Annotated in this window: 21 protein-coding genes and 3 pseudogenes; 11 read left to right on the top strand and 13 right to left on the bottom strand. The window is 65.3% G+C overall.

What is annotated here, in order from left to right; translation table 11 throughout:
- Window positions 1-36: 36 nt before the first annotated feature.
- Together QC826_RS23950 and QC826_RS23945 are read left to right on the top strand one after the other, a co-directional pair.
- A complete protein-coding gene (locus tag QC826_RS23950) occupies window positions 37-1251 on the top strand; it encodes a phospholipase D-like domain-containing protein (RefSeq protein ID WP_279762760.1) in 1215 nt (404 codons plus the stop codon).
- Window positions 1248-2336 carry a S1/P1 nuclease gene (locus QC826_RS23945; RefSeq protein WP_279762758.1) on the top strand — a complete coding sequence of 363 codons (1089 nt, stop codon included), beginning with the start codon at window positions 1248-1250 and terminating at the stop codon, window positions 2334-2336. The genes QC826_RS23950 and QC826_RS23945 overlap by 4 nt, the downstream gene beginning before the upstream one ends.
- 99 nt (window positions 2337-2435) lie before the next feature.
- On the opposite strand, the gene QC826_RS23940 is transcribed toward QC826_RS23945, so the two are convergent.
- From QC826_RS23940 to QC826_RS23930, 3 genes are read right to left on the bottom strand one after another with little or no spacing between them, the layout of a single operon-like run.
- The gene (locus QC826_RS23940; protein ID WP_279762757.1) at window positions 2436-2927 is read right to left on the bottom strand and encodes a hypothetical protein; all 492 of its coding nucleotides are present in this window, start codon (window positions 2925-2927) and stop codon (window positions 2436-2438) included.
- On the bottom strand, window positions 2924-3346 hold the full coding sequence (locus tag QC826_RS23935; protein ID WP_279762756.1) for a hypothetical protein: 423 nt from the start codon (window positions 3344-3346) through the stop codon (window positions 2924-2926). Before QC826_RS23935 ends, QC826_RS23940 begins: the two co-directional genes overlap by 4 nt.
- A 57-nt stretch (window positions 3347-3403) precedes the next feature.
- Complete coding sequence (locus QC826_RS23930) at window positions 3404-4186, bottom strand: DeoR/GlpR family DNA-binding transcription regulator (protein ID WP_279762755.1); 783 nt, start codon at window positions 4184-4186, stop codon at window positions 3404-3406.
- Between the two features lie 98 nt (window positions 4187-4284).
- Here QC826_RS23930 and QC826_RS23925 point away from each other — a divergent pair, with 98 nt between their 5' ends.
- The 5 genes from QC826_RS23925 to QC826_RS31800 all read left to right on the top strand — a co-directional run bounded on the left by QC826_RS23925 (window position 4285) and on the right by QC826_RS31800 (window position 8870).
- Window positions 4285-4950 (top strand): NUDIX domain-containing protein, encoded by a 666-nt coding sequence (locus QC826_RS23925; protein ID WP_279762754.1) that lies wholly within the window; start codon window positions 4285-4287, stop codon window positions 4948-4950.
- 345 nt (window positions 4951-5295) lie between these two features.
- A complete protein-coding gene (locus QC826_RS23920; protein ID WP_279762753.1) occupies window positions 5296-6093 on the top strand; it encodes a TorF family putative porin in 798 nt (265 codons plus the stop codon).
- A 509-nt stretch (window positions 6094-6602) separates the two neighbouring features.
- Complete coding sequence (locus tag QC826_RS23915) at window positions 6603-8309, top strand: methyl-accepting chemotaxis protein (protein ID WP_279762752.1); 1707 nt, start codon at window positions 6603-6605, stop codon at window positions 8307-8309.
- A 92-nt stretch (window positions 8310-8401) separates the two neighbouring features.
- Window positions 8402-8638, top strand: coding sequence for an addiction module protein (locus QC826_RS23910; protein ID WP_279762751.1), 237 nt, complete (start codon window positions 8402-8404; stop codon window positions 8636-8638).
- Between the two features lie 16 nt (window positions 8639-8654).
- Entirely contained in the window at window positions 8655-8870 is a 216-nt protein-coding gene (locus tag QC826_RS31800) for a hypothetical protein (RefSeq protein ID WP_409567699.1), read from the top strand.
- 63 nt (window positions 8871-8933) lie between these two features.
- On the opposite strand, the gene QC826_RS23905 is transcribed toward QC826_RS31800, so the two are convergent.
- The 8 genes and pseudogenes from QC826_RS23905 to QC826_RS23870 form a co-directional block, all read right to left on the bottom strand.
- Window positions 8934-9770, bottom strand: a complete 837-nt coding sequence (locus tag QC826_RS23905; protein WP_279762750.1) for a hypothetical protein — start codon at window positions 9768-9770, stop codon at window positions 8934-8936.
- Between the two features lie 112 nt (window positions 9771-9882).
- A protein-coding gene (locus QC826_RS23900; RefSeq protein ID WP_279762749.1) for an IS3 family transposase occupies window positions 9883-11444 on the bottom strand; the annotation gives its coding sequence in 2 pieces (ribosomal slippage) (window positions 9883-10988 and window positions 10988-11444; 1563 coding nt in all).
- Window positions 11445-11558: 114 nt separating this feature from the next.
- The gene (locus tag QC826_RS23895) at window positions 11559-12188 is read right to left on the bottom strand and encodes a hypothetical protein (RefSeq protein ID WP_279762748.1); all 630 of its coding nucleotides are present in this window, start codon (window positions 12186-12188) and stop codon (window positions 11559-11561) included.
- Window positions 12189-12203: 15 nt separating this feature from the next.
- Complete coding sequence (locus QC826_RS23890; RefSeq protein WP_279762747.1) at window positions 12204-13001, bottom strand: TIGR04255 family protein; 798 nt, start codon at window positions 12999-13001, stop codon at window positions 12204-12206.
- Window positions 13002-13117: 116 nt separating this feature from the next.
- Window positions 13118-14089: an ABC transporter permease gene (locus QC826_RS23885; protein WP_093388297.1), complete on the bottom strand. Its 972-nt coding sequence runs from the start codon at window positions 14087-14089 to the stop codon at window positions 13118-13120.
- A gap of 10 nt (window positions 14090-14099) precedes the next feature.
- Window positions 14100-15182 carry an ABC transporter permease gene (locus QC826_RS23880; protein WP_279762746.1) on the bottom strand — a complete coding sequence of 361 codons (1083 nt, stop codon included), beginning with the start codon at window positions 15180-15182 and terminating at the stop codon, window positions 14100-14102.
- Window positions 15179-16709 (bottom strand): annotated as a pseudogene (locus QC826_RS23875) (ABC transporter ATP-binding protein). Before QC826_RS23875 ends, QC826_RS23880 begins: the two are co-directional and overlap by 4 nt.
- A 73-nt stretch (window positions 16710-16782) precedes the next feature.
- A complete protein-coding gene (locus tag QC826_RS23870) occupies window positions 16783-17778 on the bottom strand; it encodes a BMP family protein (RefSeq protein WP_279762745.1) in 996 nt (331 codons plus the stop codon).
- Between the two features lie 758 nt (window positions 17779-18536).
- On the opposite strand from QC826_RS23870, the gene QC826_RS23865 reads away from it, so the two are divergent.
- From QC826_RS23865 to pcp, 4 genes and pseudogenes are all read left to right on the top strand, one after another.
- Window positions 18537-20804 (top strand): TonB-dependent receptor, encoded by a 2268-nt coding sequence (locus QC826_RS23865; RefSeq protein ID WP_409567698.1) that lies wholly within the window; start codon window positions 18537-18539, stop codon window positions 20802-20804.
- 117 nt (window positions 20805-20921) lie between these two features.
- Window positions 20922-21661 (top strand): annotated as a pseudogene (locus QC826_RS23860) (DUF969 domain-containing protein).
- Window positions 21658-22608, top strand: coding sequence for a DUF979 domain-containing protein (locus tag QC826_RS23855; RefSeq protein ID WP_279762744.1), 951 nt, complete (start codon window positions 21658-21660; stop codon window positions 22606-22608). Before QC826_RS23860 ends, QC826_RS23855 begins: the two are co-directional and overlap by 4 nt.
- A 31-nt stretch (window positions 22609-22639) precedes the next feature.
- A complete protein-coding gene (gene pcp, locus QC826_RS23850) occupies window positions 22640-23290 on the top strand; it encodes a pyroglutamyl-peptidase I (RefSeq protein ID WP_279762743.1) in 651 nt (216 codons plus the stop codon).
- 105 nt (window positions 23291-23395) lie between these two features.
- Here the strand turns inward: pcp and QC826_RS23845 are convergent.
- Both QC826_RS23845 and QC826_RS23840 read right to left on the bottom strand, forming a co-directional pair.
- A pseudogene (locus QC826_RS23845) lies at window positions 23396-24303 on the bottom strand (LysR family transcriptional regulator).
- A gap of 193 nt (window positions 24304-24496) precedes the next feature.
- Window positions 24497-25420, bottom strand: a complete 924-nt coding sequence (locus QC826_RS23840) for a pseudouridine-5'-phosphate glycosidase (protein WP_279762741.1) — start codon at window positions 25418-25420, stop codon at window positions 24497-24499.
- Between the last annotated feature and the right edge of the window lie 4 nt (window positions 25421-25424).

The raw sequence follows: 25424 nt of genomic DNA, 5'->3' as shown, positions 1-25424 counted from the left end.
GCCGCCGCCGCCCATTGATATCAAGGAACCCCCACGATGCGTCGTCTCTTACTTCCCGCCCTGTTGGGCGCCGCCGGCCTGGCCCACGCCGAGTTCAGCATTCCCGGCTACGAGCTGGTCCACACCGTGCCGCTGGAAACCAGCTTGGCCACGCCCGACCTGCGCGACGCCGCCACGGTCTGGAGCGAGCTGTTCGACCAGGCCAAGAGCGAGATCGTGATCGGCCAGTTCTACGTCGTCAACCAGGCCGGCAGCGCCTTCGAACACGTGGTCGAACGGCTGGCGGCGGCCGGCCGGCGCGGCGTCAAGATCCGCTTCCTGCTCGACCAGAAGGGCGTCGGCCTGTCCGAGCCGGCCACCATCGCCCAGCTCAAGGCGATCCCCAACCTGGACCTGCGCATCATCGACTTCAACAAGCTGACCGGCAACGGCATCATCCACGCCAAGTACCTGGTGGTCGACCGCGCCGTCGCCTACGTCGGCAGCCAGAACTTCGACTGGCGCGCGTTCAGCCACATCCACGAAACCGGCCTGCGCATCAGCGACCCCAAGGTGGTCGGCCAGGTGCAGGCCATCTTCGAGCAGGACTGGCGCGCCCAGGCGCTGAGCAGCCAGGGCCAGACCGTGCCTGTGCTCAACAGCAAAGCGGTGGCCGCCGACTATTCCCAGGCCGCCTACCTGCTGGCCAGTCCGAACGCCTACAACCCGGCCGGCGTGGGCGACTCCGAAAGCGGCCTGCCGGCCCTGCTGGCCGAGGCGCGCAGCGAGGTGCGCATCCAGCTGCTCGACTACGCCCCGCTCAGCTACGGCCCCAAGGGCACGCGGCCCTACTACGCGGTGATCGACAACGCGGTGCGCTCGGCCGCCAACCGTGGCGTCAAGATCAAGCTGATGGTGTCGAACTGGAACCTGGAGATGCCGGCGCAGTCCTACCTCAAGAGCCTGGCCATGCTGCCCAACGTGGAGATCCGTGTGGTCACGCTGCCGCTCGCCTCGAGCGGCTTCATTCCCTTCGCCCGCGTCATCCACAGCAAGACCATGGTGGTCGACGGCAAGCTGGGCTGGGTCGGCACCAGCAACTGGAGCGGCGGTTATCTGGACCTGTCGCGCAATTTGGAGGTGGTGATGCGCAACGAGAAAATGGCCCAGCGCCTGGCCGCGCTGCACGAGCAGACCTGGAGCTCGGCCTACGCCCAGCCGCTCGACATCAACAAGGTCTACGCCAAGCCGAGCAAGGGGAGTCCGGAATGAAGCGCCTCGCCTGCATCGCCGCCCTGGGCGGCCTGGTCCTGTCGGCCGACGCGCTGGCCTGGGGCAGCGACGGCCACCGCGCCGTCGGCGCCATCGCCGACCAGTTGATCGTTGGCAGCCGCGCCCAGCAACAAGTGGCGGCCCTGCTGTTGCCGGGCGAGAGCCTGGAGCAGGTGGCCAACTGGGCCGACTGCGTCAAGGGCAGCTACTGCGGCCCGCAAACCGAGGAGATGCAAGCCTACACGGCGGCCAATCCCAAGCACAGCGAGTACCACTACACCGACGTGCCCTTCCAGGAAACGCGGTACCACGACCACGCCGTCGGCACCGCCGAGGACGACATAGTGCAGACGCTGGGCCAGGCCATCGCCGTGTTGCGCGGCAAGGGCGACCCGCAGACCAATCCGCACCGCTTCAGCCCGCGCCAGGCCTTGTTGATCCTGACCCATTTGGCCGGCGACATCCACCAGCCGCTGCACGTCGGCGCCGCCTACGTCGGCAAGGACGGCGGCTACGCGCTGCCCTTGGCGGCCAAGCAGATCGACGCCGTCAACATGTTCGACGCGCGCGGCGGCAACAATCTGCTGCTCGACGACGTCAAGCTGGGCGCCGCCAGCGCCCAGCTGATCCCGGCGCGGCCGGCGGCCGACGGCGCCGGCGCCGCCACCGCAAGCGCCGCCGCCGGCGCGGCCGGCGCCAAGCCCAGGCAGCTGACCCGGCCCTTCCATTCGTATTGGGACAGCACGGTGGTCGACTACGCCATGCGCCGCGTCGGCGCGCGCTCGCCGCAGCAGTTCGCCCAGATCGCCATCGCCGCCAAGCCGGCGGTGGCGGCCAACAGCGGCGACCCGTCCGGTTGGCCGCACCAGTGGGCCGACGACGCGCTGGTGGCCGCCAAGCTGGCCTACGCCGACGCCACGCCGGGCAAGGTGGCGTATCAAACCAGCGGCAAGGGCGAGGTCTACCAGGTGTGGGCGCTGGGCGTGCCGGACAACTATCCGGTGGCCAGCTCGGCCATCGCCAAGGAGCAGTTGATCAAGGGTGGCTACCATTTGGCCGCGCTGTTGCAGAGCATCTGGCCGTAGGCGACCGGCGCCGGCGCATCCTTGCCGGCGCTGCCGGGGCGGGCCTGTCGGTTTGCCCGCCGCGCCGCCGCCAAGCCTCGGCTTGGCCGGTGCGCCGGCCTACTTGTCGCTCAGTGGCTTGTACCACAGCTCGGCGCGGCCCAGCGGTGTCTGCGGCGACAGCGAGGGGTTGCGCAGCTCGATCACGCGGCGCCGGTGCAGGCCGCCGCGCTCGATGATCTTGCCCTTGTAGCGCTGGAACAGCGCGTCCAGGCTGCCGTCGCGTATCATCGTTTCCAGCCCCGCCTCGATGCGCTTGGCCAGCAGCTTGCCCTCGGCGTCGCGGCGCACGAAGAAGTAGCGCGGCAACGGATAGTGGAGCAGCAAGGTCGGCTCCAGCGCCAGCTGCGGATGGCTGGCGCCGCGCTCGGCGAATTCGCGTCCGGCCTCGTCGGCGGCCCGCGAGAAGAAATCGAAACGTTTCGCTTCCAACATGGAAAACAGGCCGTCGTAGGTCGAACCCTCGACCACCTCGATGCCGGCGGCGCGCAGAATGGCCACGTCGGCCCAGTCCTTGCCCAGGCCGGCGCGCAGGCCGCGCAGGTCCTTCACGCCGCGCACCGCCGCGAAGCGCGGCAGGCTAGCTCGTGGCGCACCAGGAACACCCGATAACCCAGCAAGCCCTTGTCGACCGGAATGCGGATCGGCAGGAACACGCGTTCCAGCTCGGCGTCGGTGGCGCGCACGAAGATGTTGATGCGGCCGGCCGGCTGCGCCAGCTCCTGGCTGATGCGCTGCGGCGACATGCTGGCGGAGGCCGGGCGCATGTCGAACGAGCCGAAGCGCGCCTTGGATTTCTCCAGCGCGGTGCGCAACACGGTCCAGTCGTAGTCGTAGCGGCTGTCGATGCTGAAGGTGGTCAGCGGATAGACCAGATGGCTATCGGTGGCCGCCGAGGGGAGGGGGGCGCACAGTCCCGCCAACAACGCCCAGCAGGCGGCGGCGGTCCGGACAGCCCTTGCGTGCATCATCGCTTGCGTGGTCCATGGGGAGAATCTCCCAAGTGTGCCATGCCGGATGGCAATGTATCAAGCCTTTAGGTGGTTTCCTCCAGCGACGACCACCTCGATGCCCATCGCCCGGTAGGGCGCCAACAGCGCCTCGTCGACGCCGGCGTGGACCACGATGGCGCCAACGCTGCTCAGCGGCGCGATCTGGTAGGGCGAGGCGGTCTGTAGTTTTTCCGGCGAGGCCAGCACCACGGTGCGCCGCGCCGCCTGGCTGATGGCGCGCTTGACGCCGGCCTCGTCGTAGTCGCCGGTGGTGATGCCGGCCTGCGGGTCCAGGCTGCACACGCCCATGAAGTAGATATCGGTGCGGATCTGCGCGATCGCCTCCAGCGCCGCCGGCCCCATGGCGACGATGGAGTGCTTGAACAGGCGGCCGCCGATCAGGATCACCTCGATGTGGGCGTGCTCGACCAGCTCCAGCGCCACCGACGGGCTGTGCGTGACCACGGTGGCGCGCAGCTCGGCCGGCAGGGCGCGCGCCAGTTGCACGGCGGTGGTGCCGCCGTCGATGAACACCACCTGGCCCGGCTCGACCATGGCGGCGGCGGCCCGGCCGATGGCCGGCTTGGCTTCGCCGGCGATCTGCTGGCGCTGGGCGAAGTTGCCCATCGCCGGCGAGGGCGGCAGCGGCAGCGCGCCGCCGTGGACGCGCTGCAGCAGACCCTCGCGCGCCAGCTCGCGCAGGTCGCGGCGGATGGTGTCCTCGGACAGGCCGAGCTGTTCGCTCAGCGCCTTGGCGACGATTCGGCCATCCTGTTTGAGCAGATTGAGCAGCAGCTCCTTGCGTTGGCGGGTCAGCACGGCGGTTTTTCCTTTGCATGAAATTTCTTGATATTGCACGATATTGCATGATACTGTTTAAAAATGCAAGTCCTATCCATGCCACCAGGAGTGCCGCCATGCCCGCAGAACACGTTTCAGAACACGTCCGCATCCACCAGGTCGAAACCCTGTCCGACGACTGGTATGTGTTGAGGAAAACCACCTTCGACTACCGCCGCCGCGACGGCCGCTGGCAAACCCTGAGCCGCGAGACCTACGACCGCGGCCACGGCGCCACCATCCTGCTGTACAACCTGGCGCGGCGCAGCGTGATCCTGATCCGCCAGTTCCGCTTCCCCTGCTACGGCGCGCAGCACGACGGTTTTTTGATCGAGACGCCGGCCGGCCTGCTCGACCAGGCCAGCGCCGAGCAGCGCATCCAGGCCGAGGTGGAGGAGGAGACCGGCTACCGCGTGGGCGAGGTGCGCAAGGTGTTCGAGGCCTTCATGAGCCCCGGCTCGGTGACCGAGCGGCTGCACTTCTTCGTCGCCGAATACGACCCCGCCGCGCGGGTCGGCACCGGCGGCGGCATCGCCGAGGAGGGCGAGGACATCGAGGTGCTGGAGCTGCCGATCGAGCGGGCGATGGCCATGCTGGCGTCCGGCGAGATCGCCGACGGCAAGACCATCATCCTGCTGCAGTACGCCGAGCGCGCGCTGTTTGCCGCCAAAGCGGCGCCGGCGGCCCGGGCCGGGGCCGTGGCCGGGCAGGAACGCGGCCTGATGCCGCCGGCGGGGAAATAAATTATCCCTCGGAGATAGTAACTAGAACCCAATTCGCTACAACTCCGCCATGGCCTAAGAAAATTCCGGGAATTGCAGAATAGCAACAGTATCTTGCAATTTAGGCGAGTACATTTGACATGCGCCGGCCAACCTTCGTATGCTAGACCTAAGAGTTTTCCTACACCCGTTCGGCCGAACGGCGGGGAAGCTCATCGCCTCCATAGGCAACCATTCTTCATGGCCCCAACCCCGCCTGCAGATTGTAGCCGCCGGCCGGAAGCGGAAACGCTTCCCTGACCGGCACCCCCTACAACGGCGCGCGCCCCACTTGGCGCCGCCCGCATCAACACGGAGAGATGGAACATGAAACCAGTTTCGCAACGGCTGCTGCCGCTTTGCCTGGGCCTGCTCGCCTTGAGCGCGCAAGCCCAAACCACCACCACGGCCGACCCGGCGCCGGCCGCCCCGGCCGCATCGGCGCTCACGGCCAACGTCACGCTGACCTCGCAATACATCTCGCGCGGCTTCCGCCAGACCTGGGGCAAGCCGGCCCTGCAGGGCGGCGCCGACTACGCCTTCCCCAACGGCTTTTCGGTGGGCACCTGGTTGTCGACGATGAGCAACCGCTACATCGAAAACGGCACGCTGGAATGGGACCTGTACGGCGCCTACACCGGCGCCGCCGGTGACCTTGGCTACAGCGCCGCCGTCTACTACTACAAGTATCCCGGCGCCGAATACAAGGCCAGCGCCACCAAGTACGACTACAGCGAGCTGTCCTTCGGCGCCACCTACAAAATGCTGTACGCCAAGTACAACTACACCATCAGCCACGACTTCTTCGGCATCGTCGACGCGCGCGGCACCGGCTACCTGGACATCGGCGCCAACGTCGACCTGGGCGGCGGCTACACGCTGAACCTGCACGCCGGCGACGGCCGCGTCGCCAACAACAGCATGTGGAACTGGCGCGACCTGAAGGTGGGCGTGAGCAAGAGCCTGCCCGGCGGCTTCACCCTGGCCGCCGCCTACACCAAGGCCAAGGGCGCCACCAGCGCCTACGACAACTACACGCTCGGCATCCCCAACTCGGCCGGCGTGGTCGAGACCTCGAACCCGGCCGACGCCACCCTGGTGCTGGCCCTGACCAAGACGTTCTGAACGACCGGCGCGGCGCGATCCGCCGCGCCTTGAAACACCAAAGGAATCCAGCATGAACCTCGACACCTCCGCCAAGCCTCCCGGCCGTTTCAGCAACGGCATCGGACTGCAACTGTCGCTCAACAGCAAAATCTGCGCCGCCGCCACCGTGCTTGCCGTGCTCAGCCTGGGCATCACCGCCACCGTCATCGGCGTGCGCAGCAGCGCCAGCGCCGAGGCCGCCGCGATGGAGCTGGCGCGCACCTCGGCGCGCGAGGTGTCGGGCGCGCTGCAAAGCCGCATCGGCACCAACCTGGCGGCGGTGATCAACCTGGCCGGCGCCATGCGCGCCACGCGCGGCGCCGACGCCGCCCTCTCGCGCGACCAGGTCAACGAGATGGTCAAGGCCACGCTGGGCGGCTCCGAGGGCCCTGATCGGCACCGCCGTCACCTGGGAGCCCAACGCGCTCGACGGCAAGGACGCCGAATTCGCCGACAAGAAGCCGCTGTACGACGCCACCGGCCGCTTCATGCCCTACTGGACGCGCGGCGCCGGCGGCAAGCTCAACGTCGAGCCCATCGTGTTCGACAGCGCGCCCGGCGCCAACGACTGGTACGACATCCCCAAACGCAGCGGCAAGGTGTTCTTCACCGAGCCCTACAACTATCCGGTCGACGGCAAGAACGTGCTGATGGCCTCGCTGGTCGCGCCCATCCTGATCGAGGGCAAGTTCCAGGGCGTCGCCAGCAGCGACTTCATGCTGACCCGGCTGAGCAAGATCTTGGCCGAGTTGAAGGTGATCGACGGCGCCAAGCTGAGCCTGATCTCCAACGGCGGCCTGTACGCCAGCAACCCCGTCGCCGAGCGCCTCGGCAAGAAGGCCGACGACATCCCCGAGGCCGGCCTGGCCGCCGTGCGCGCCGGCCAGGGCTACGAGTTCGCCGACGCCGGCGGCTACATCCACCTGCTGCAGCCGCTGTTCATCCACGCCGAGAGCGCGCCCTGGAGCGTGCGGCTGAGCTTCCCGAAAAGCGTCGCCACCGCCTCGGCGCGCGAGCTGCTGTGGTACACCCTGGCCGTCGCCCTGATCTGCGCCGTGGCCACCGCCGGCATCCTGATCGGCGTGGTCTACCGCCTGACCGCGCCGCTGCGCACCCTGGGCGCGGCGATGACCGACCTGTCCAGCGGCGAGGCCGACCTCAGCGTCAAGCTGGCCGTCAACGGCAAGGACGAGCTGGCCGTGATCGGCGCCGGCTTCAACGCCTTCGTCGAGAAGATCCACTGCGTGCTGCTCGACGTGCGCGTCAGCGCCGAGAACGTGGCGCGCGGCAGCGCCGAGATCTCGCTCGGCAACAGCGACCTGTCGGCCCGCACCGAGCAGCAGGCCAGCGCGCTGGAGGAGACGGCCGCCTCGATCGAACAGCTGACCAGCACCGTCAAGGAAAACGCCGAGAACGCGCGCCAGGCCAACGAGCTGGCCGGCTCCGCCTCGGACGTGGCGCAGAAGAGCGGCGCCGTGGTGGCCCAGGTGGTCGACACCATGGCCTCGATCAACCAGTCCTCCAACAAGATCGTCGACATCATCAGCGTGATCGACGGCATCGCCTTCCAGACCAATATCCTGGCCTTGAACGCGGCGGTCGAGGCGGCCCGCGCCGGCGAGCAGGGACGCGGCTTCGCCGTCGTCGCCAGCGAGGTGCGCAACCTGGCCCAGCGCAGCGCGGCGGCGGCCAAGGAGATCAAGGCCTTGATCGACGATTCGGTCGGCAAGGTGGCGATCGGCAGCAAGCTGGTCAACGAGGCCGGCAGCACGATGGACGAGGTGGTCAGCAGCGTGCGCCGGGTGACCGCGATCATGAGCGAGATCACCGTCGCCACGCACGAGCAGAGCGAGGGCATCGCCCAGGTCAACCAGGCGATCACCCAGATGGACGGCGTGACGCAGCAGAACGCCGCCTTGGTCGAGGAAGCGGCGGCGGCGGCCGAGAGCCTACAGGAGCAGGCCCACCATCTGGCGCAGGCGGTCAGCGTGTTCAAGCTCGACGAGGGCAGGGCGGCGCCGCGCGCGTCGGCGCCGGCCTCCGCGCCGCCGCGCGCGCCGGCCGCCAAGGCCGCGCCGGTCAAGCTGGCTTCGGCGCGCCCGGCGCTCAAGCAGGTCGCGCCGGCCAAGCCGGCGGCGCGTCCCGCCGCCAAGGTCAAAGCCTCCAGCGCCGACAGCGAGTGGGAAGAGTTCTAAGCGTATGAGTCGGGGAGGGGGCGTTACGCCTCTTCGCCGCCGCGCGAGCGAATCGGCGGTAGAATTCCAGAGTGAGATGCGGAGGTCCAACTATGGAGTTCGAACTCGAAAAGCTGGCCGCGGAGGCGCTGAAGCTGTCCCGGCGAGGGCGTGCAGAGTTAGCTCAACGGCTTCTGGCTAGCCTCGACGATGAGGTCGATGAGGTCGATGAGGTCGATGAGGCATGGGCGCAAGAAATCGAGCGCCGGATCGCGGAACTCGACGCCGGCACTGTCAAAGCTGTTCCCCTTGCTGACGCGCTCGCTCAAGTCCGAGCAACGCTGAAATGAGCGGAACTCGGTCAACATGAAATCCTACAATAGAACGCAAATGAGACCGTCGTGGTCCGAGTGGGCGCGTGGCGCCTCAAAGGTCAAAGCACACACCGAATGGATGCGGCAGAAAGTTGCCGAGTCACTGGCTGATCCGGCTCCAAACCTTAGCCATGCGCAAGTTATGGCCGACGTACAAGCGCTGATTGATGCAGTACGAAAACGGCAAAGAGGTAAAATTATTCCATGAAACTAAGACTACCTTGCTGCACGCTGAAGAAGTGAATCGGGGAAAGAGTCCGGGCTCCTTTCATTACTTTTCCAGCAGCGGTTGTTGCGGGTCAGCAGCCAGGCTAATGTGTTCCAGCCGCCAACGCTTGAGCTGCTTGAATTGTTGATACGTCAGCACTGACTCCGACACTATTTCGCAGGAGCGTAGTTCAACTTGCTGCCAGGTTTTGGTGGGAGTAAGCAGTTTTTCCGTGAATGCTAGTTGAATGTCTATGGAGGCCTGTTGTGCAGCAGCTTTTGCAGCCTCAAAATCAGGTTCGGCTGAATGCATGATGTAGATATCGAGCGTGTAGGTGTCATCCGGGCCACTGTGAGTGATGTCAAGACCATCATCTACATCGAAAAAGATGCCAGCGATTAGCGCACCATGCGGCTTTAGGGTTTTTGCAATCCTATCTGCCAATTTGGTTTCCTTGGTCAAGCGACGCTCAAACTCATCGGGAAAGGCCGAGCGGCGGTAACGGCTAGCTAGCCAGAATTGGAAAATGTTGTAGTTGCTGGGAGATAGTCGAGCATCCGCGCGAGGGGAGAATTGGGCAAGACCTATTTTTTGGATGCAGACCTTTGCTGTCGCTTCGAATTCGGCTGCGCAGGATACTTCACTATCAAATTCTATGTGAAGCCTACGGGGTGTTTTTGCGTGCGTGAAGTTACCATCCAATTTGTTGATGGCGCGACCCACAATTACTTCGATAGTCGACTCAACCTGGCTTGCTTGGGCCAAGTCGCAATCGTGAGTGGCGACAATGACCACAGTGTGTCCGAGGGCATCAGCTTGGCAAAGTCCCAATGCCGCGACCGCTTTTGCACAGAGCAAGTGCCCTTGTCGCCATGGGGTGTCTCGGTTCCATTCCGCCATGCTTCATCCTTAAACATGGTCACTTGACGTGGGGAGATCGAAATCGGCTGTGGTAGTCGTTTCCATCCTTCCTGCGGTGGCTGTCAAGCTAGTTGTCGCCTGAGTTGGTCCATCATGCTGCTTTCTTGAGTGTCTTGCCGTCTTCCTTTCGATTGCCATTGCCGGCCACTTGATCCGGATTGAGATGGACAACGGCGACCGGCTCCCAGTTGCGCGTGTCGCCGCTCCAGCGGCCCGGATGCCTGGCCTTCGCCACGCGATACACCTCGTCCCGTTTGGTCAGCAATAGCGCGTCCTGGCCGGCGTGGCGCTGTGCCGGCGTGACGAACCGAATCGCGCTGTGCCGGTGTTCATGGTTGTACCAGTTGACGAATCCGCCGACCCACTGGCGTGCCGCCAGCAGGCTGTCGAAGGGGCGGCGGGGGTATGCTGGCCGGTACTTCAACGTTCTGAACAACGATTCCGAATAGGGGTTGTCGTTGCTCACGGCCGGCCGGCTGAACGACGGCATCACGCCCAGGGCCTGCAGGGTGGCCAGCATGGTCGCCCCCTTCATCGGGCTGCCGTTGTCGGAGTGGAGTACGACCTGGTCCGGGGCGATGCGCTCGCGCTCGCAAATGTCGCGCACCACCTCGCCGGCCAGCTCGCTGCTCTCCGCGTCGTAGATCTGCCAGCCGACGATTTTCCGGCTGTAAATATCCATGAACAAATAGAGGTAGAAATAGATGCCCTTCACCGGCGTGGGCAGGTAGGTGATGTCCCAACTGTACAACTGCCCCGGCGCCGTCGCCATCAACGCGCGCGGCTTGTGGCGGGCCTGCGCGGGGCGTTCGGCGCCACGGTGGGCCAACTGCTTTTCCGCCTTCAGCACCCGGTAGAACGTCGACTCCGACGCCAGGTAGCGCCCCTGATCCACCAACCGCGGCACGATCTGGCTGGGTGGCAGGTGGGCGAACTCGGCGCAGTTGGCGACGGCGAGCAACTGGCGCCGCTCGAGCGCGCTGAGCCGGTTCGCCGGCGCCTGCACGCGTGCCGGCCGTTGGTCGCCACGCAGGGCGTCGCGCTGCCAGCGTTGCAGCGTGCGCTCGCTGAACGAGATGGCGGCGCAGGCCCGGTCCTGGCGCGCGCCGGCACCGATCGCCTCGGCGACCAGGGCCATCACTTCGATGCGCTCCGGCAGCGTGGTCATTTGACCTCGTCCTCCCAAAGCGCCCGGAACTTTTTTTGCAGGATCAGCAGCGCTGCCGCCTCCGCCAGCGCCTTGTCCTTGCGCAGCAGCTCGCGTTGCAGCCGGTCGTTGTCGTCCTTGAGCGAGCGCAGCGCCTTGGCATCGGCCTGGCCGGTTCTTTTGTCACCGCAGAAGGCCGCTTGCCACTCGGTCAAATGATGGGGGAATATGCCGCGCTCGCGGCACCAGACGCTCGACGCCTCGCCGTCCATGCCGTGCGTCTCGTGCAATGCGACGAGCTGCTCCTGGGCGCTCCAGTCCTGCGGGCGCTTTTCTTTCGCTGCCGGCGTGTCCGATCTCTTCACTGCTTTCCTTGCCATCCAATTTTTAAGCGTGTGGTAATTGACGTTGATCTCGTCGGCGACTGCCTGCACGCTCCTGTCGCCACGGGAGAATACCTTGACCAGCGCCTGCTCGACAAACGCCGGTGAATTTCTTGCTGCCATCGTACACCTCTATCTTTGGGTAAAATCTAGAGGCGACAACTAGTCTGACACCGGGGGCCTGCAATTCGGAAACTCATCTATTTTCGTTGGGGCTGTTGAGCCACTAAGCCACTTTTAAGTAATGTCGCTAGATGCCGGAAGATCAAAATCGGCTGTTGCAGGCGTTTTAATTCTTCCTGCAAAGCGGATACTCATACGTGCCCGTTGTACGGACTCTTGCTTGAGAATTTGCACAAGCATTAGTGCGGCTTCTCGTGCCGAATCGCCCGCCTGCGCAACCTGAAACAGGTTTTTTCCGTCGGCGAACTTTCGCTTTAAAAGAGAGGAATTGACTACAATTCCTTCATGGGCAAGTACGTCTGCTGCTTGCGAGAGGTCACGAAGTTTGACGGCGTTTTCCGCGATAACAGGTTCACCGTTGATCCAGTTGTAAATGGATTGGCGAGTCACTCCCAGTGTGGTTGCGAGGTCGGACACTGCTGGTGAGAGCACTGAGCGAATACGGGCAAGGTCTTCATTTGGAGTTCGCGAGTGTTCCACCTCAACGACAGGCGGTACAATAATTTGATTGCGGGACACCGGTCGGTGCAATTGTACAAGCGGAATTTCACCCCCGGTGCCCACGACAGCCAACATCGCCATAGTTGTCGCAACCCATCCAACTGCCTTGGTCACATTAGAAGATGCGCCCGTCGCAGCGGGGCGGTCTGGAATCCATCCGCCAAAACTCATTGTGGTCGTCACCCTAAGCTCCGTCTATTAGGCCCACGCATCTTTTGCGTGCGTAGTAAATGTCATCTCAAATGATTTTTTGATTTCATTGTGCAGAGAAATTAGGCGACTTTTAACTTGTGTCAGATCAAAGGCTTCGCGCAGAACATGCGAGGCATCGGTGTCCACAATAGCATGTCGCCCGTGCCGCTGAGTGAAACGTGGATTGATAGTAGGGGCAAGCATCGAAAGTTCCATTGGTAGTCCAATGTTGCCATCTCGAATTATGACCCGCGATATCAACTGACCAGCACTCGTGATTGAGGTGGTTTCGCTAATCGATTGCATTAGTTGGCCCTCGACCTTTTGGGACAAACCTAAAACCTCCGGGACAAGGTAGTCCTTCAATGTATCTTGCTCTTGAAGCGGTTGTACTGCATCTAAGTAACGTAGTCCAATACGCTCGATAAAGTCGAGGCGCATGATGTCGTGCAAGACGTCAAGTCCCTGGAGTAGGCTGGCAGAGAATATTTCAAAAGTGTCATATTCAGTAGTTTGAAATGACAACGTATTTGATTCTAGCAAGAAGCTGGTTTGACCAGAAATATCGCCGAACGTGTGGCGCGACTGAGGTGCTACTGATGGCGATGCCATTTGCCCGCCAGGCTCAATGCCCCCGAACGGTAGTACAAGTCGATGAAATACTTCTTGCCGGTAATCTGGAAAGCGGGCCTCACGCATCTTGGCTTGAATGGCTGGCAAATAGCTATCCAAATTGAGGATGGGGTTGAACTGAACTTGAGCTACCGTGTAGTAGACAGGCGCCTTGTTCAGCTTCTTTCCCATGATGTCCTCGACGAAGTCAGATTGACAGTACATTTGACACTTTACAGTATGGTTGACACTTGTGGCAAGCTAGAGTAGCGCTGGCACTGATACGTCACAAAGGCTTACAGCGCGCCCTAGCGCGACTTGACGAACGGCGTGCCCAAGGCCTTCGGCGCCACCGACTTGGCCATCAGGCCGGCCAGCACGATCACCGTCACCACGTACGGCACCATCTGGATCAGCGAGCCGGGAATGCGGCCGATGCCGGGCAGGTCGACGCCCTCGATCTGGATCTGCACGGCGCCGAAGAAGCCGAACATCAAGCAGCCGAGGAAGGTGTAGACGGGACGCCAGTTGCCGAACACCATGGCCGTCAGGGCCAGGTAGCCGGCGCCGGCCGACATGTCGCGCAGGAAGAAGCCGCTCTGCACGATGGCCAGGTAGGCGCCCGAGAACGAGCACAACACGCCGGCCACCAGCATCGCCATGTAGCGCTGCCGCTCGACGCTGACGCCGGCCGCGTCGGCGGCGTGCGGGTTCTCGCCGCAGGCGCGCAGGCGCAGGCCGAAGCGGCTGTGGTACAGCACCCAGTGCACCAACGGCACCAGGCCGAAGGCCAGATACACCAGCACCGAGTGGCCGCCGATCAAATGCCCGTACAGCCAGCCGATGAAGGGGATGCCCTCGACGGCGGCGCTGCCCGGCAGCACCACGTCGAACAGGCGCGCCTGGCCCAGGTCCGGCGTGCGGCCGCCCTGTTGGAAGAAGAACTGCGCCACCACGAAGGTCAGCCCGCTCATGGCGATGTTGATGGCGATGCCGGCCACCAACTGGTTGCCCTTTTGCGTGATGCTGACGTAGCCCTGCAGGGTGGCCAGCGCCACCGAGACCAGCACGCCGGCGGCCACGCCGTACCACGGGTTCTGCGTGGCGAAGGCCACCGCCGCCGAGGTGAAGGCGCTGGCCAAAATCTTGCCCTCCAGGCCGATGTCGATCACGCCGGAGCGTTCGGCGAACAGGCCGGCCATGGCGGCGAAGATGAGCACCGGCGCGTTGCGCACGGTCGATACCAGAATGCTGGCGAAGTGGAAGTCGTCGAATGTCATGATGGTTCCCTTATGCCTTGCCGCGCTTGAGCAGGGCGCCGATGGCCGGCGCGTAGAAGTTCTCCATGGCGCCGCAGAACAGGATGATCAGGCCTTGGATGAAGATGAAGGTTTCGGTCGGAATGTTCGGTTTTTCCAGCGACAGGTCGAAGCCGCCCTGGATCAGCGCGCCGAACAGCACGGCCGACAGGAAGATGCCGACCGGGTGCTGGCGCCCCATCAGCGCGATGGCGATGCCGACGAAGCCGGCGCCGCCGACGAAGTTCAAACTCAGGTAGTGGGTCGAGCCCATGATGGAGTTGACCGAGCCGAGGCCGGCCAGCGCGCCCGAGATCAGCATGACGGTGATGATCATCTTGCCGATGCGGATGCCGGCGTAGTGGGCGGCGTGCTGGTTCAAGCCGGTGGCGCGCAGCTTAAAGCCCCAGGCCGAGCGCTTGACCATCAGCCCGTACACGGCCAGCGCGGCGATCGCCAGCAGGAAGCTGATGTTGAGCGGCGTCTCGCCGAGGATGGGGAACCAGGTGTTCAGGCGCGGCATGGCGCCGCTGTCGGCGAAGGCGCGGCTGGCGGTGTTCTGCTCGCCGGCCGGGATCAGGTATTTGACGATGATGAAGTTCATCAGCGAGGCGCAGATGAAGTTGAACATGATCGTCGTCACCACCACGTGGCTGCCGCGCTTGGCCTGCAGGTAGCCGGGCAAAAAGCCCCACAGCGCGCCGAACAGCGCGGCGCCGCCCATCGCCACGGGAATCAGCGCCCAGGCCGGCAGCGAGCCGTCGAAGGCCAGCATGGCCAGGGTCAGGCCCAGGCCGCCGAAGTACATCTGGCCCTCGGAGCCGATGTTGAACAGGCCGGCCTGCATGGCGATCGACACCGACAGGCCGGTGAAGATGAAGGTGGAGGCGTAGAACAGGGTGTAGCTCAGCCCCTCGGGGTTGATGATGGCGCTGTTGATCAAAATGCCCAGCGACTCGGCCGGGTTCTCACCGAGCAGATAGATCACCAGGGCGGCCACCAGCAGCGCCGACAGCAGATTCAAAACGGGCAGGACGAAGGCGCTCGCCCAGCGTGGCAGGTCGTGGTTGTTCATGATTTGTGTAGCCCGCCCATCAGCAAGCCGATGCGGGTGGTGTCGAATTCTTCAATTTTCAGTTCGCCGGTGATGCGGCCGCCGCACATGACGAGGATGCGGTCGGCCAGCGCCCGCACCTCCTCCAGTTCGACCGACACCAGCAGGATCGCCACGCCGCTATCGCGCAGCGCCAGCAGTTGTTTATGGATGCTTTCGATGGTGCCGATGTCGACGCCGCGGGTCGGCTGGCCGACCAGCATCAGCTTCGGCTGCGCCAGCACCTCGCGGGCGATCACCACCTTCTGCTGGTTGCCGCCGGAGAGCAGGCCGATGCGCAGGTCGCCGTTGGCCGGCCGCACGTCGAAGGTCTTCATCAACTCGGCGCAGCGCGCCGCGATGGCCTTGAAGTCGAACAGGCCCCAGCGGTTCTTCAGCTTGTCCTGGTAGCCCAGGATGGTGTTGTGCATCACCGAGAAGCTCTTCACCACGCCGTCGCGCAGCCGGTCCTCGGGAATGTGGGCGATGCCCAGTTCGCGGAACTCGAGCGGCAGGCCGTCGGCGTCGGAACGCTTGGCGAAAGGCAGGTCGCTTGCCCTCGAAGCGCAGCTGGCCCGAGGTGGGCAGGCGCATGCCGGACAAGATCTCCATCAACTCGCTCTGGCCGTTGCCGGACACGCCGGCGATGGCGACGATCTCGCCGGCGCGCAGGGTGAAGCCGATGTCCGTCAACAGCTTGACCTGCTGCGCGTCCTGCAACTGCAGGCCGCTCACTTCCAGCATCGGCGCGCCCGGCTTGTAGGGCGCGCGCGGCAGGTTGTTTTCGATCGGCCGGCCGACCATCATGTTGGCCAGCTCCTCCTTCGAGGTGCCGGCGGTGGCCACGGCGCCGACCACGCGGCCGCCGCGCATCACGGTGACGGTGTCGGTGATGTCGAGGATCTCCTGCAGCTTGTGGGTGATCAGCACGATGGTCTTGCCCTGCTCCTTGAACAGGCGCAGGATCTCGAACAGCGAGGCGGTCTCCTGCGCGGTCAGCACGGCGGTCGGCTCGTCGAGGATCAGGATGTTGGCGCTGCGGTAGATCTGCTTGAGGATCTCGACGCGCTGCTGCGCCCCCACCGACAAGTCGGAGATGGTGGCCAGCGGGTCGACGTCGAGCCGGTAGCGCTGGCAGATCTCGCGCAGCTTGGCCTCGGTGCTGGCGCGGTGGCGCGCCAGCTGGAAGCCGCCCTCGGTGCCGAGCATGACGTTGTCGAGCACCGTCATGTTCTCGACCAGCATGAAGTGCTGGTGCACCATGCCGATGCCCAGGCGGATCGCCTCCTGGCTGTTGCGGATCTGTTGGACCTGGCCGTCGAGCAGGAGATCGCCGCCGTCGGCGCGATAGTAACCGTACAGGATGCTCATCAGGGTCGATTTGCCGGCGCCGTTTTCCCCCACCAGGCCGTGGATCGAGCCCTTGGCGATGGTGAAGTTGACGTCCGTGTTCGCCTTCACATGTCCAAAGTGCTTGGAGATGTTGCGAAATTCTACAGCTGGCTGCATAGGATCGATTTTAATTAACAACGCGCCGCGCGGGGACGGACCCCGGCGGCGCGTTCAGTGGTGAAGAGGGGAATTAAACCGGGCAGCTATTGCCGACGCGATAGTCGATGACCTTGATTTTTCCGTCGATGATGTCCTTGCGCGCACCCAGTACGCGCTTCTCGATCTCGGGGGTGATCAGCTTGCGGTTGTGCTCGTCGAGCGCCCAGTCGACGCCGCCTTCCTTCAGGCCCTTGGCGGTGACGCCGGCCTTCCAGGTGCCGGCCTTCATCTGCATGAAGGAGTCGTAGACGGCGTTGTCGACCCGCTTGACCATCGAGGTCAGCATGGTGCCCGGGTACAGGTGGTTCTGGTTCGAGTCGACGCCGATGGCCAGCTTGCCTTTTTCCTTGGCCGTTTGCAGCGTGCCCATGCCGCTGCCGCCGGCCACGGCGAACACCACGTCGACGCCACGGTCGAACTGCGAACGGGCCAGCTCGCCGCCCTTGGCCGGATCGTTCCAGGCGCTGGAAGTGGTGCCGACCATGTTCTGCGTCACCTCGGCCTTGGCCAAGACGGCCTTGGCGCCCTGCGTGTAGCCGCAGGCGAAGGTGCGGATCAGCGGGATGTCGATGCCGCCGATGAAGCCGAGCTTCTTGCTCTTGGACGCCATGGCGGCGGCCACGCCGACCAGGTAGGAGCCTTCTTCCTCCTTGAAGGTCACCGAGTTGACGTTCGCGCCCTGGGCCACGCCGTCGATCAGCACGAAGCGCACCTTGGGGAACTCCTTGGCGACCTTTTGCACCGCCTGGGTCTGGGCGAAGCCGATCGAGGCGATCAGGTCGAGGTTCTTGCGCGCCAGGCCGCGCAGCACTTGCTCGGCCTGGGTGTCGCTGGAGGCCTGCACCTCGATGAATTTGATGTTGGTTTCCTTCTGGAAGCGCGTGGCGCCTTCAAAAGCGGACTGGTTGAACGACTTGTCGAACTTGCCGCCAGCGTCATACACGATGCCCAGCTTTGGGTCAGCCGCGGACGCTTGGGCAGCAACAAACAATGCTGCAATCGTCAAACTAAATTGTGTAAGTTTCATGAATGGGCTCCTGGAAGTTCGATATTGTATATTTTTATTGGGCTAAACATCTAATCCGGCCCCCGCCGGGGCGCCGAAACCCCGGTTTTTAGAGGGCCGCCTCGGCGCCGGCGCCGCCGCGAGCGTGCCGGCCGCGCAAAAACTTGTTCAACCATCATCAAAAGCCCCGCCGGCGGGAAAAACCGCCGTCCGTCGCGTTCTTGTCAAAAATGAATGGAGCGAGAGTTGGTGGCGCCGCCTTGGTCTTCCGCCGCGCCCGCTGTGGTGCCTCCGCAACAGCGCCGGCGCGGCGGCCGCCGCCGCCGGACTGTGGTTTTTTCGCCAGTTTCACCTAAAAAACCACAACATTCCGCCGCTTGCGCCAGCCCGCCGCGCCGCCCTCGCCAAGCCGCCGCCGTCGCCTGTTCGGCTCGCTTAGCGGGCTGCCGGCGGGTCCGCCAGCCCCTTGCGCCCGCAGCGGCCGCCCGCCGGTGGCGCAATGCTGACAACTATGCACAGGATTTATATGTTCGACAAATACGTTTTTATTTGCCTATTTATATGAAATTCATATGAATAAATACCTGTCGGAAGTAATTTCCTGTCAATTTTTATTCATGCTAGCATTTCCGAAGCCGAACATTTTGCAAACTGCCTGGTGGATAATTTGACATCTTCCCGGCCCCCGGCGCCGGCCCGTCGCCCGACGCGGCCGCCCGGCAAAGCGGCACCCGATTTAATCCACGCTAATCCACGCACACCCCTGAGGGAGTTGGTCCATGATGAAGAACCAGACACACCGCTTCGCCGCCCGTTCGCTGATCGCCCTGGCGGTCGGCGCCGCCTTCCCGCAGTCGGCCGCCTGGGCCGCCGACGCCGCCGCCGACAGCGACGCCGCCGCGCCGGCCGCCAAGGGCCAGGCCGGCCAGCTGGAAACCGTCATCGTCACCGCCCAGCGGCGCGCCGAGAACATCAAGGACGTGCCGATGGCCATCACCACCTTGAAGGGCGACAAGCTCGACGTGCTGACCTCGGGCGGCCAGGACATCCGCTTCCTGTCGGGCCGCTCGCCCAGCCTGAACGTCGAGTCCGACTACGGCCGCTCCTTCCCGCGCTTCTACATCCGCGGCCAGGGCAACACCGACTTCGACCTGAACGCCTCGCAGCCGGTCGGCCTGGTGGTCGACGACATCGTGCAGGAAAGCCCGATGCTGAAGGGCTTCCCGGTGTTCGACGTGGACCAGGTCGAGGTGCTGCGCGGACCGCAGGGCACGCTGTTCGGCCGCAACTCGCCGGCCGGCGTGATCAAGTTCGACTCGGCCAAGCCGGTCTTCAAGACCGAGGGCTACGCCACGCTCGGCCTGGGCAACTACGGCGCCAAGAACGCCGAGGGCGCCTACAACCTGCCGCTCAGCGACACCGTCGCGCTGCGCCTGTCGCTGCAATCGCAGAACCGCGACAACCGCGTCCACAACAGCCTGCCCAACGCCATCGCCCGCGACTTCGAGGGCTACCACGACCACGCCGCCCGCCTGCAACTGCTGGTCAAACCGAGCAAGGACTTCAGCGCGCTGCTCAACCTGCACGGCCGCAACATGAACGGCAACGCCACGCTGTTCCGCGCCAACACGATCAAGAAGGGCACCAGCGACCTGGTCGACGGCTTCAACTACGACGACTACCCGACCGACGGCGCCAACACCCAGCACCTGCGCACCAAGGGCGCCAACCTGCGCCTGCGCTGGGCCCTCGACGGCCTGACCGTGCATTCGATCAGCGGCTACGAGAGCGCCGACTTCTACAGCCGCGCCGACGTCGACGGCGGCTACGGCGCCGCCTACGCGCTGCCGATGGGGCCGGGCGTGATCCCCTTCGCCCTCGACACCGCCGACCTGCTGCCCGACCACAAGCAGCTGACCCAGGAAGTGCGCGTGGAATCGAACTACAAGGGGCCGCTGCAGTGGATCGCCGGCCTGTTCTACTTCAAGGAGGACATGCAGATCGACAGCATCTCCTTCGACACCTTCGCCCCCGGCCATCCGCAAAACGCCGCCTACTCGCAGCAGAACCAGACGGCGCGCTCGTGGGCCGCCTTCGGCTCGCTCAACTACACCGTCAGCGACAAGCTCAAGCTGCGCGGCGGCCTGCGCTACACCAGCGACAAGAAGGAGTTCGCCGCCAAGCGCGTCGACGGCATCACCGCCGGGCCGTTCCAGGTCGACCGCGACTCGTCGAACGTGAGCTGGGACGCCTCCGGCACCTACGAGCTGGACAAGAACACCAACCTGTTCGGCCGTGTCGCCACCGGCTACCGCGCGCCGTCCATCCAGGGCCGCCTGTACGGCCTGACCGACCGGCCGACCGTGGCCAACGCCGAGAAGGTGCTGTCGGCCGAAGCCGGCATCAAGCAGGACCTGTTCGACAAGCGCGCCCGCCTGTCGGCCAGCGTGTTCCAATACCGCGTCAGCGACAAGCAGCTCACCGCCGGCAGCGGCGCCATCAACCAGAACCAGTTGATCAACGCCGACAAGGTGGTCGGCCAGGGTGTCGAGCTGGACTTCCAGGCCAACCTGTCGGACTCGCTGCGCCTGACCGTCGGCGGCAGCTACAACCACACCGAGATCAAGGACGACAAGCTGTTCATCAGCTACTGCGGCGGCCCGTGCACGCCGACCAACCCGGCCGGACCGTCGGCCGGCACCTCCTACGTCAACGGCAACCCGCTGCCGCGCGCGCCCCAGTGGCAGGGCAACTTCACCCTGCGCTACAGCACCGCCATGGGCGACGGCGAGTTCTTCGCCTTCACCGACTGGGCCTACCGCAGCAGCTACAACATGTTCCTGTACCAGGCCAAGGAGTACAAGGCCAAGTCGCTCACCGAGGGCGGCCTGCGGGTCGGCTACAAGTGGGACCGCTACGAGGTGGCGGCCTTCGCCCGCAACATCACCGACCAGGTGCAGGCGGTCGGCGCGATCGACATCAACAACCTGGCGGCCATCACCAACGAGCCGCGCACCTTGGGCGTGCAGTTCAAAACCAGCTTCTAAGCCGGCCGGTAAAGCACAAAGAAGCCCGCGCGTCGTACGACGCGCGGGCTTTTTTGTGCGTTGCCGCAAGCGCAAACCCGGGTAAGATGCAGCGATTCCAAAAACAAGGGGACGACGATGCAAACAGTAGTCAACCTGTGGCCGCTGCTTGGCGTGGCGGTGATCGTCGCCGGCTTCGCGCTGCGCGCCAGCCCGGTGCTGGTGGTCATCGCCGCCTGCGCCGTCACCGGCCTGGCCGCCGCCATGCCGGTCGAGCACATCCTGGCCTCGCTGGGCACCGCCTTCGTCAAAACGCGCAACCTGCCGATGATCCTGCTGCTGCCGCTGGCCGCCATCGGCCTGCTCGAGCGCTACGGCCTGAAGGAGCACGCCCAGCGCTCGATCGCCCGCATCGCCGCCGCCACCAGCGGCCGCCTGCTGATCGTCTACCTGGCGCTGCGCGAGCTGAGCGCCGCCGCCGGCCTGACCAGCCTGGGCGGCCAGGCCTCGATGGTGCGCCCGCTGATCGCGCCGATGGCCGAGGGCGTCGCCGTGGCGCGCCACCCCGGCCTGAGCGACCGGCTGCGCCAGCGCATCCGCGCCATGGCCGCCGCCACCGACAACGTCGGCCTGTTCTTCGGCGAGGACGTCTTCGTCGCCTTCGGCGCCATCGTGCTGATGCAGACCATCCTGCGCGGCGAAGGCTGGAGGTCGACCCGCTGCACATCGCCATGTGGGGCATTCCCACCGCCGTCTGCGCCTTCCTGATCCACGGCTGGCGCCTGCACCGCCTGGACGGCCAGATCGCCCGCGAGGCGGCCGGGCAGGGCGCCGCCGCCGCGCCGGGCCGGCCCGGCGCCGAGGGCGGCGCGGCATGATCTTCAGCCTCGACTTCTTCTACATGGTGCTGGGCGCCATGCTGGCCCTGATCGGCCTGATGGCCTGGCGCGACGCCGCCAATCCGCGCCGCCGCAGCACCGCCGTGTTCTGGTGGCTGTACGCCGTGGTCTACCTGGCCGGCGAGCACCTGCCGCCGGCGCTGGCCGGCGCCATGATGCTGTTGATGGGCCTGATCGCCGCCTGCGGCGGCGTGCGCCTGGGCCGCTACGGCACGCGCAACGAGGCGCAGCGCCAGGCCAGCGCGGTGGGCCTGGGCCACAAGCTGCTGCTGCCGGCGCTGACCATCCCGCTGGTGACGGTGCTCGGCTCGACGCTGTTCAAGGACGTCAAGATCGACGGCCTGTTCCTGCTCGACCCGAAGAACCTGACCCTGGCCAGCCTGGGCTGCGGCTCGCTGCTGGCGGTGGCGCTGGCCTGCTGGCTGACCCGCGCCACGCCGCTGCAGGCGATGCGCGAGTCGCGCCGCCTGGTCGACGCGATGGGCTGGGCGGTGGTGCTGCCGCACATGCTGGCGGTGCTCGGCCTGCTGTTCTCCGAGGCCGGCGTCGGCAAGGCGGTGGCCCACGTCAGCACCACCTACATCGCCATGGACACGCGGCTGGCGGCGGTGCTGGTATATTGCTGCGGCATGGCGCTGTTTACCATCGTGATGGGCAACGGCTTCGCCGCCTTCCCGGTGATGGCGGCCGGCGTCGGCATTCCGGTGCTGGTCGGGGTCTACCATGCCAATCCGGCGCCGATGGCGGCGATCGGCATGTTCAGCGCCTACTGCGGCACCCTGATGACGCCGATGGCGGCGCTGTTCAACGTGGTGCCGACGGCGCTGCTCGATTTGACGGACAAGAACGCGGTCATCAAGGCGCAGATCCCGACCGCGCTGGCGCTGTTGGCGGCCAACGTGGCCTTGCTGTATTTTTTCATGTAGCGGCGACGCTGCGGTAGATGGAGTGGCACCGATGAAGAAGATTGTATTGTTGACCGGGTTCGAACCCTTCAACCAGGAGAGCATCAACCCCTCGTGGGAGGCGGTGCGCGCGCTCGACGGCTGGAGCGAGGCCGGCTTCAACGTGGTGGTGCGCCAACTGCCCTGCCTGTTCGGCGTGGCCAAGCTGGCGATGAAGAACTTGATCGAGGAGCTGCAGCCGAGCGTGGTGATCGCCGTCGGCCAGGCCGGCGGCCGCGGCGATTTGTCGGTCGAGCGCATCGCCATCAACGTCGACGACGCGCCCATCGCCGACAACAACCAGCGCCAGCTGATCGACCAGCCGGTGGTGCCGGGCGGCCCGGCGGCGTATTTCGCCACGCTGCCGATCAAGGCCATCGTCCACGCGCTGCGCGACGCCGGCCTGCCGGCCTCGGTGTCGCAGAGCGCCGGCACCTTCGTCTGCAACCACGTGTTCTACGGCCTGATGCACGACTCGGCCGACTTCGGCACGGCGATCCGCGCCGGCTTCATCCACATACCCTACCTGCCGCAGCAGGCGGCGGCCCATCCCGGCGCGCCCAGCATGGCGCTGGCCGACATGGTGGCCGGCCTGCGCATCGCCGTGCATACGGCGCTGCTGGTCAAGAGCGACGTGCGCGAGGCCGGCGGCGTGACCCACTGAGGTCAAGGCCGTTAAGCCCAGAAAGGCCAGCGGCGTAAAGCGAGGGTCAGACCCTAGGGTCTGACCCTGGCTCTCCAGCGGCCGTCTTTCCGCTGATGTCGGCGCCTAGTCGGCCCGCGCCGGCGGGTTGAGGATGTTGAGGAAGGCGCGCACCACCGGCGCGTCGTCCAGCGTGGTGTAGGTGATGTACAGGTTGGCCGACGGCGGGTTGGTGCGGATCGGCAGGAACACCACGCCGGGCCAGCCGATGCGGCTGGTGGTCTCGGGCAGCAGCGCCACGCCGAGCGCCGCGCCGACCATCGCCAGCAGCGTCTGCGGCTCGCTCGCCTCCTGGAAGATGGTCGGCTGGAAGCCGGCCTTGACGCAGCACTGGATCAGGTAGCGCGGGAAGGCCGACTTGTCCAGCGCCAGCGTCAGCATCGGCTCCTCGGCGATGTCCATCAGCTCGATGGCGTCCTGCTTGGCCAGCGGATGGTGCTCGTTGATGGCGACGCAGACGTTCTCGCGGAAGCACAGCTCCTGGCGCAGGTTGTCGTGTTTCAGGTCGTCGTCGTCGAGGCGCGGCTCGCGCCAGAAGCCGACGTCGATCTGCTTGGCGCGCAGCGCGTCGTACTGCACCGTCGGGCCGAACTCGTGCAGCGTCCAGGTGACGCGCGGGAATTTGCTTTGGAACTCCTCGAGCAGGCTGGGGATAGGCCCCACATGGCCGAGCCGACGATGCCCACGCGCAGCCGGCCCACCTCGCCCCGGTCGATCTGGCGGATGGTGTCGATGGTCATGCGCATTTTGCCGAGCAGCTCGGCCGCCTCGTTCATCAGCGCCCGCCCGGCCACCGTCAGCTCGAAGGTGCGCGTGGTGCGGGCGAACAGCTTGACCCCCAGCTCGCTTTCTAGCTTCATGATCTGCTGGCTCAGCGGCGGCTGCGAGATGTGCAGCCGCTCGGCCGCCCGGCTGAAGCTCTTTTCCTCTGCGACGGCGAGGAAGTACCTTAACTGTTTCAAATCGATGGACATGGCGTGCGGTGACTCTTCAAAGTGGACTGCGCAATCGAATCTGAATCTGAATCTGAATCTGAATCTGAATCTGGATTTGGCCAGCGCGTCAGCGGCTCAAACACCACCCTGCGGCGAAAATCCAGGGTCAGACCCTAGGGTCTGACCCTCGCTCTTGGTCTTGGGCTGGAGCGGGCGTGGCCGGCGCCCTGGCTCAGCGCGGCGCCGCGTGCGCCAGCATGGCGCGCGCCAGCGCCGCGCCCACCGCCGCGTTGTGCATCACCAGCGCGATGTTGGTGGCCAGGCTGCGGCCGTCGGTGAGCTGCTTGATGCGGCCGAGCAGGAAGGGCGTCACCGCCTTGCCCGTCACGCCGCCGGCGTCGGCCTCGGCCAGCGCCTGCTCGGTGATGCGCTCGATCTCCTCCTTCGGCATGGCCGCCGCCGCCGGCACCGGGTTGCTGACCACCACGCCGCCCTTCAGGCCGAGCTGCCACTTGGTGTGGATGAAGGCGGCCTGCTCGGCCGCGCCGTCGATCTGGAAGTCGGCGTTGAAGCCGCTCTCGCGCGTGAAGAAGGCGGGGAAGCCGCGCTGGCCGACGCTGAGCACCGGCACGCCGTGCGTCTCCAGATACTCCAGGGTCAGGCCGATGTCGAGGATGGACTTGACGCCGGCGCAGACCACCGCCACCGAGGTCTGTGCCAGTTCCTGCAGGTCGGCCGAGATGTCGAAGCTGGTCTCGGCGCCCCGGTGCACGCCGCCGATGCCGCCGGTGACGAACACCTGGATGCCGGCCAGCTCGGCGCAGATCATGGTCGCCGCCACGGTGGTGGCGCCCAGCTTGTTCTGCGCCAGCGCATAGGGCAGGTCGCGGCGCGACACTTTCAGCGCGTCCGGCGCGGTGCCCAGCAGTTCGAGCTGCTCGGCCGACAGGCCGACGCAGATCTTGCCGCCGATGATGGCGATGGTGGCCGGCACGGCGCCGCCGTCGCGGATGATCTGCTCGACCTCGCGCGCCATCTGCACGTTCTGCGGGTAGGGCATGCCGTGCGAGATGATGGTCGATTCGAGCGCGACGATGGGCTTGCCGGCGGCGCGGGCGGCGGCCACTTCGGCCGAGAACAGGAGGAATTGGTGCATGGGG

This window comes from Rugamonas sp. DEMB1 (genome assembly GCF_029834475.1).
GTDB classification, from domain to species: Bacteria; Pseudomonadota; Gammaproteobacteria; order Burkholderiales; family Burkholderiaceae_D; genus Rugamonas; species Rugamonas rubra.
This window is presented reverse-complemented; position numbering and strand designations above follow the sequence as displayed.

Excerpts from the sequence above, each read along its gene's own strand:
- QC826_RS23935 (WP_279762756.1), bottom strand. The coding sequence starts at position 3,346 with ATGATGCACGCAAGGGCTGTCCGGACCGCCGCCGCCTGCTGGGCGTTG.
- QC826_RS23840 (WP_279762741.1), bottom strand. The coding sequence starts at position 25,420 with ATGCACCAATTCCTCCTGTTCTCGGCCGAAGTGGCCGCCGCCCGCGCC.
- QC826_RS23945 (WP_279762758.1), top strand. The coding sequence starts at position 1,248 with ATGAAGCGCCTCGCCTGCATCGCCGCCCTGGGCGGCCTGGTCCTGTCG.
- QC826_RS31800 (WP_409567699.1), top strand. The coding sequence starts at position 8,655 with ATGAAATCCTACAATAGAACGCAAATGAGACCGTCGTGGTCCGAGTGG.
- QC826_RS23865 (WP_409567698.1), top strand. The coding sequence starts at position 18,537 with ATGATGAAGAACCAGACACACCGCTTCGCCGCCCGTTCGCTGATCGCC.
- QC826_RS23910 (WP_279762751.1), top strand. The coding sequence starts at position 8,402 with ATGGAGTTCGAACTCGAAAAGCTGGCCGCGGAGGCGCTGAAGCTGTCC.
- QC826_RS23950 (WP_279762760.1), top strand. The coding sequence starts at position 37 with ATGCGTCGTCTCTTACTTCCCGCCCTGTTGGGCGCCGCCGGCCTGGCC.
- QC826_RS23925 (WP_279762754.1), top strand. The coding sequence starts at position 4,285 with ATGCCCGCAGAACACGTTTCAGAACACGTCCGCATCCACCAGGTCGAA.
- QC826_RS23915 (WP_279762752.1), top strand. The coding sequence starts at position 6,603 with ATGCCCTACTGGACGCGCGGCGCCGGCGGCAAGCTCAACGTCGAGCCC.
- QC826_RS23890 (WP_279762747.1), bottom strand. The coding sequence starts at position 13,001 with ATGGGAAAGAAGCTGAACAAGGCGCCTGTCTACTACACGGTAGCTCAA.
- QC826_RS23855 (WP_279762744.1), top strand. The coding sequence starts at position 21,658 with ATGATCTTCAGCCTCGACTTCTTCTACATGGTGCTGGGCGCCATGCTG.
- QC826_RS23905 (WP_279762750.1), bottom strand. The coding sequence starts at position 9,770 with ATGGCGGAATGGAACCGAGACACCCCATGGCGACAAGGGCACTTGCTC.
- QC826_RS23885 (WP_093388297.1), bottom strand. The coding sequence starts at position 14,089 with ATGACATTCGACGACTTCCACTTCGCCAGCATTCTGGTATCGACCGTG.
- pcp (WP_279762743.1), top strand. The coding sequence starts at position 22,640 with ATGAAGAAGATTGTATTGTTGACCGGGTTCGAACCCTTCAACCAGGAG.
- QC826_RS23880 (WP_279762746.1), bottom strand. The coding sequence starts at position 15,182 with ATGAACAACCACGACCTGCCACGCTGGGCGAGCGCCTTCGTCCTGCCC.
- QC826_RS23870 (WP_279762745.1), bottom strand. The coding sequence starts at position 17,778 with ATGAAACTTACACAATTTAGTTTGACGATTGCAGCATTGTTTGTTGCT.
- QC826_RS23920 (WP_279762753.1), top strand. The coding sequence starts at position 5,296 with ATGAAACCAGTTTCGCAACGGCTGCTGCCGCTTTGCCTGGGCCTGCTC.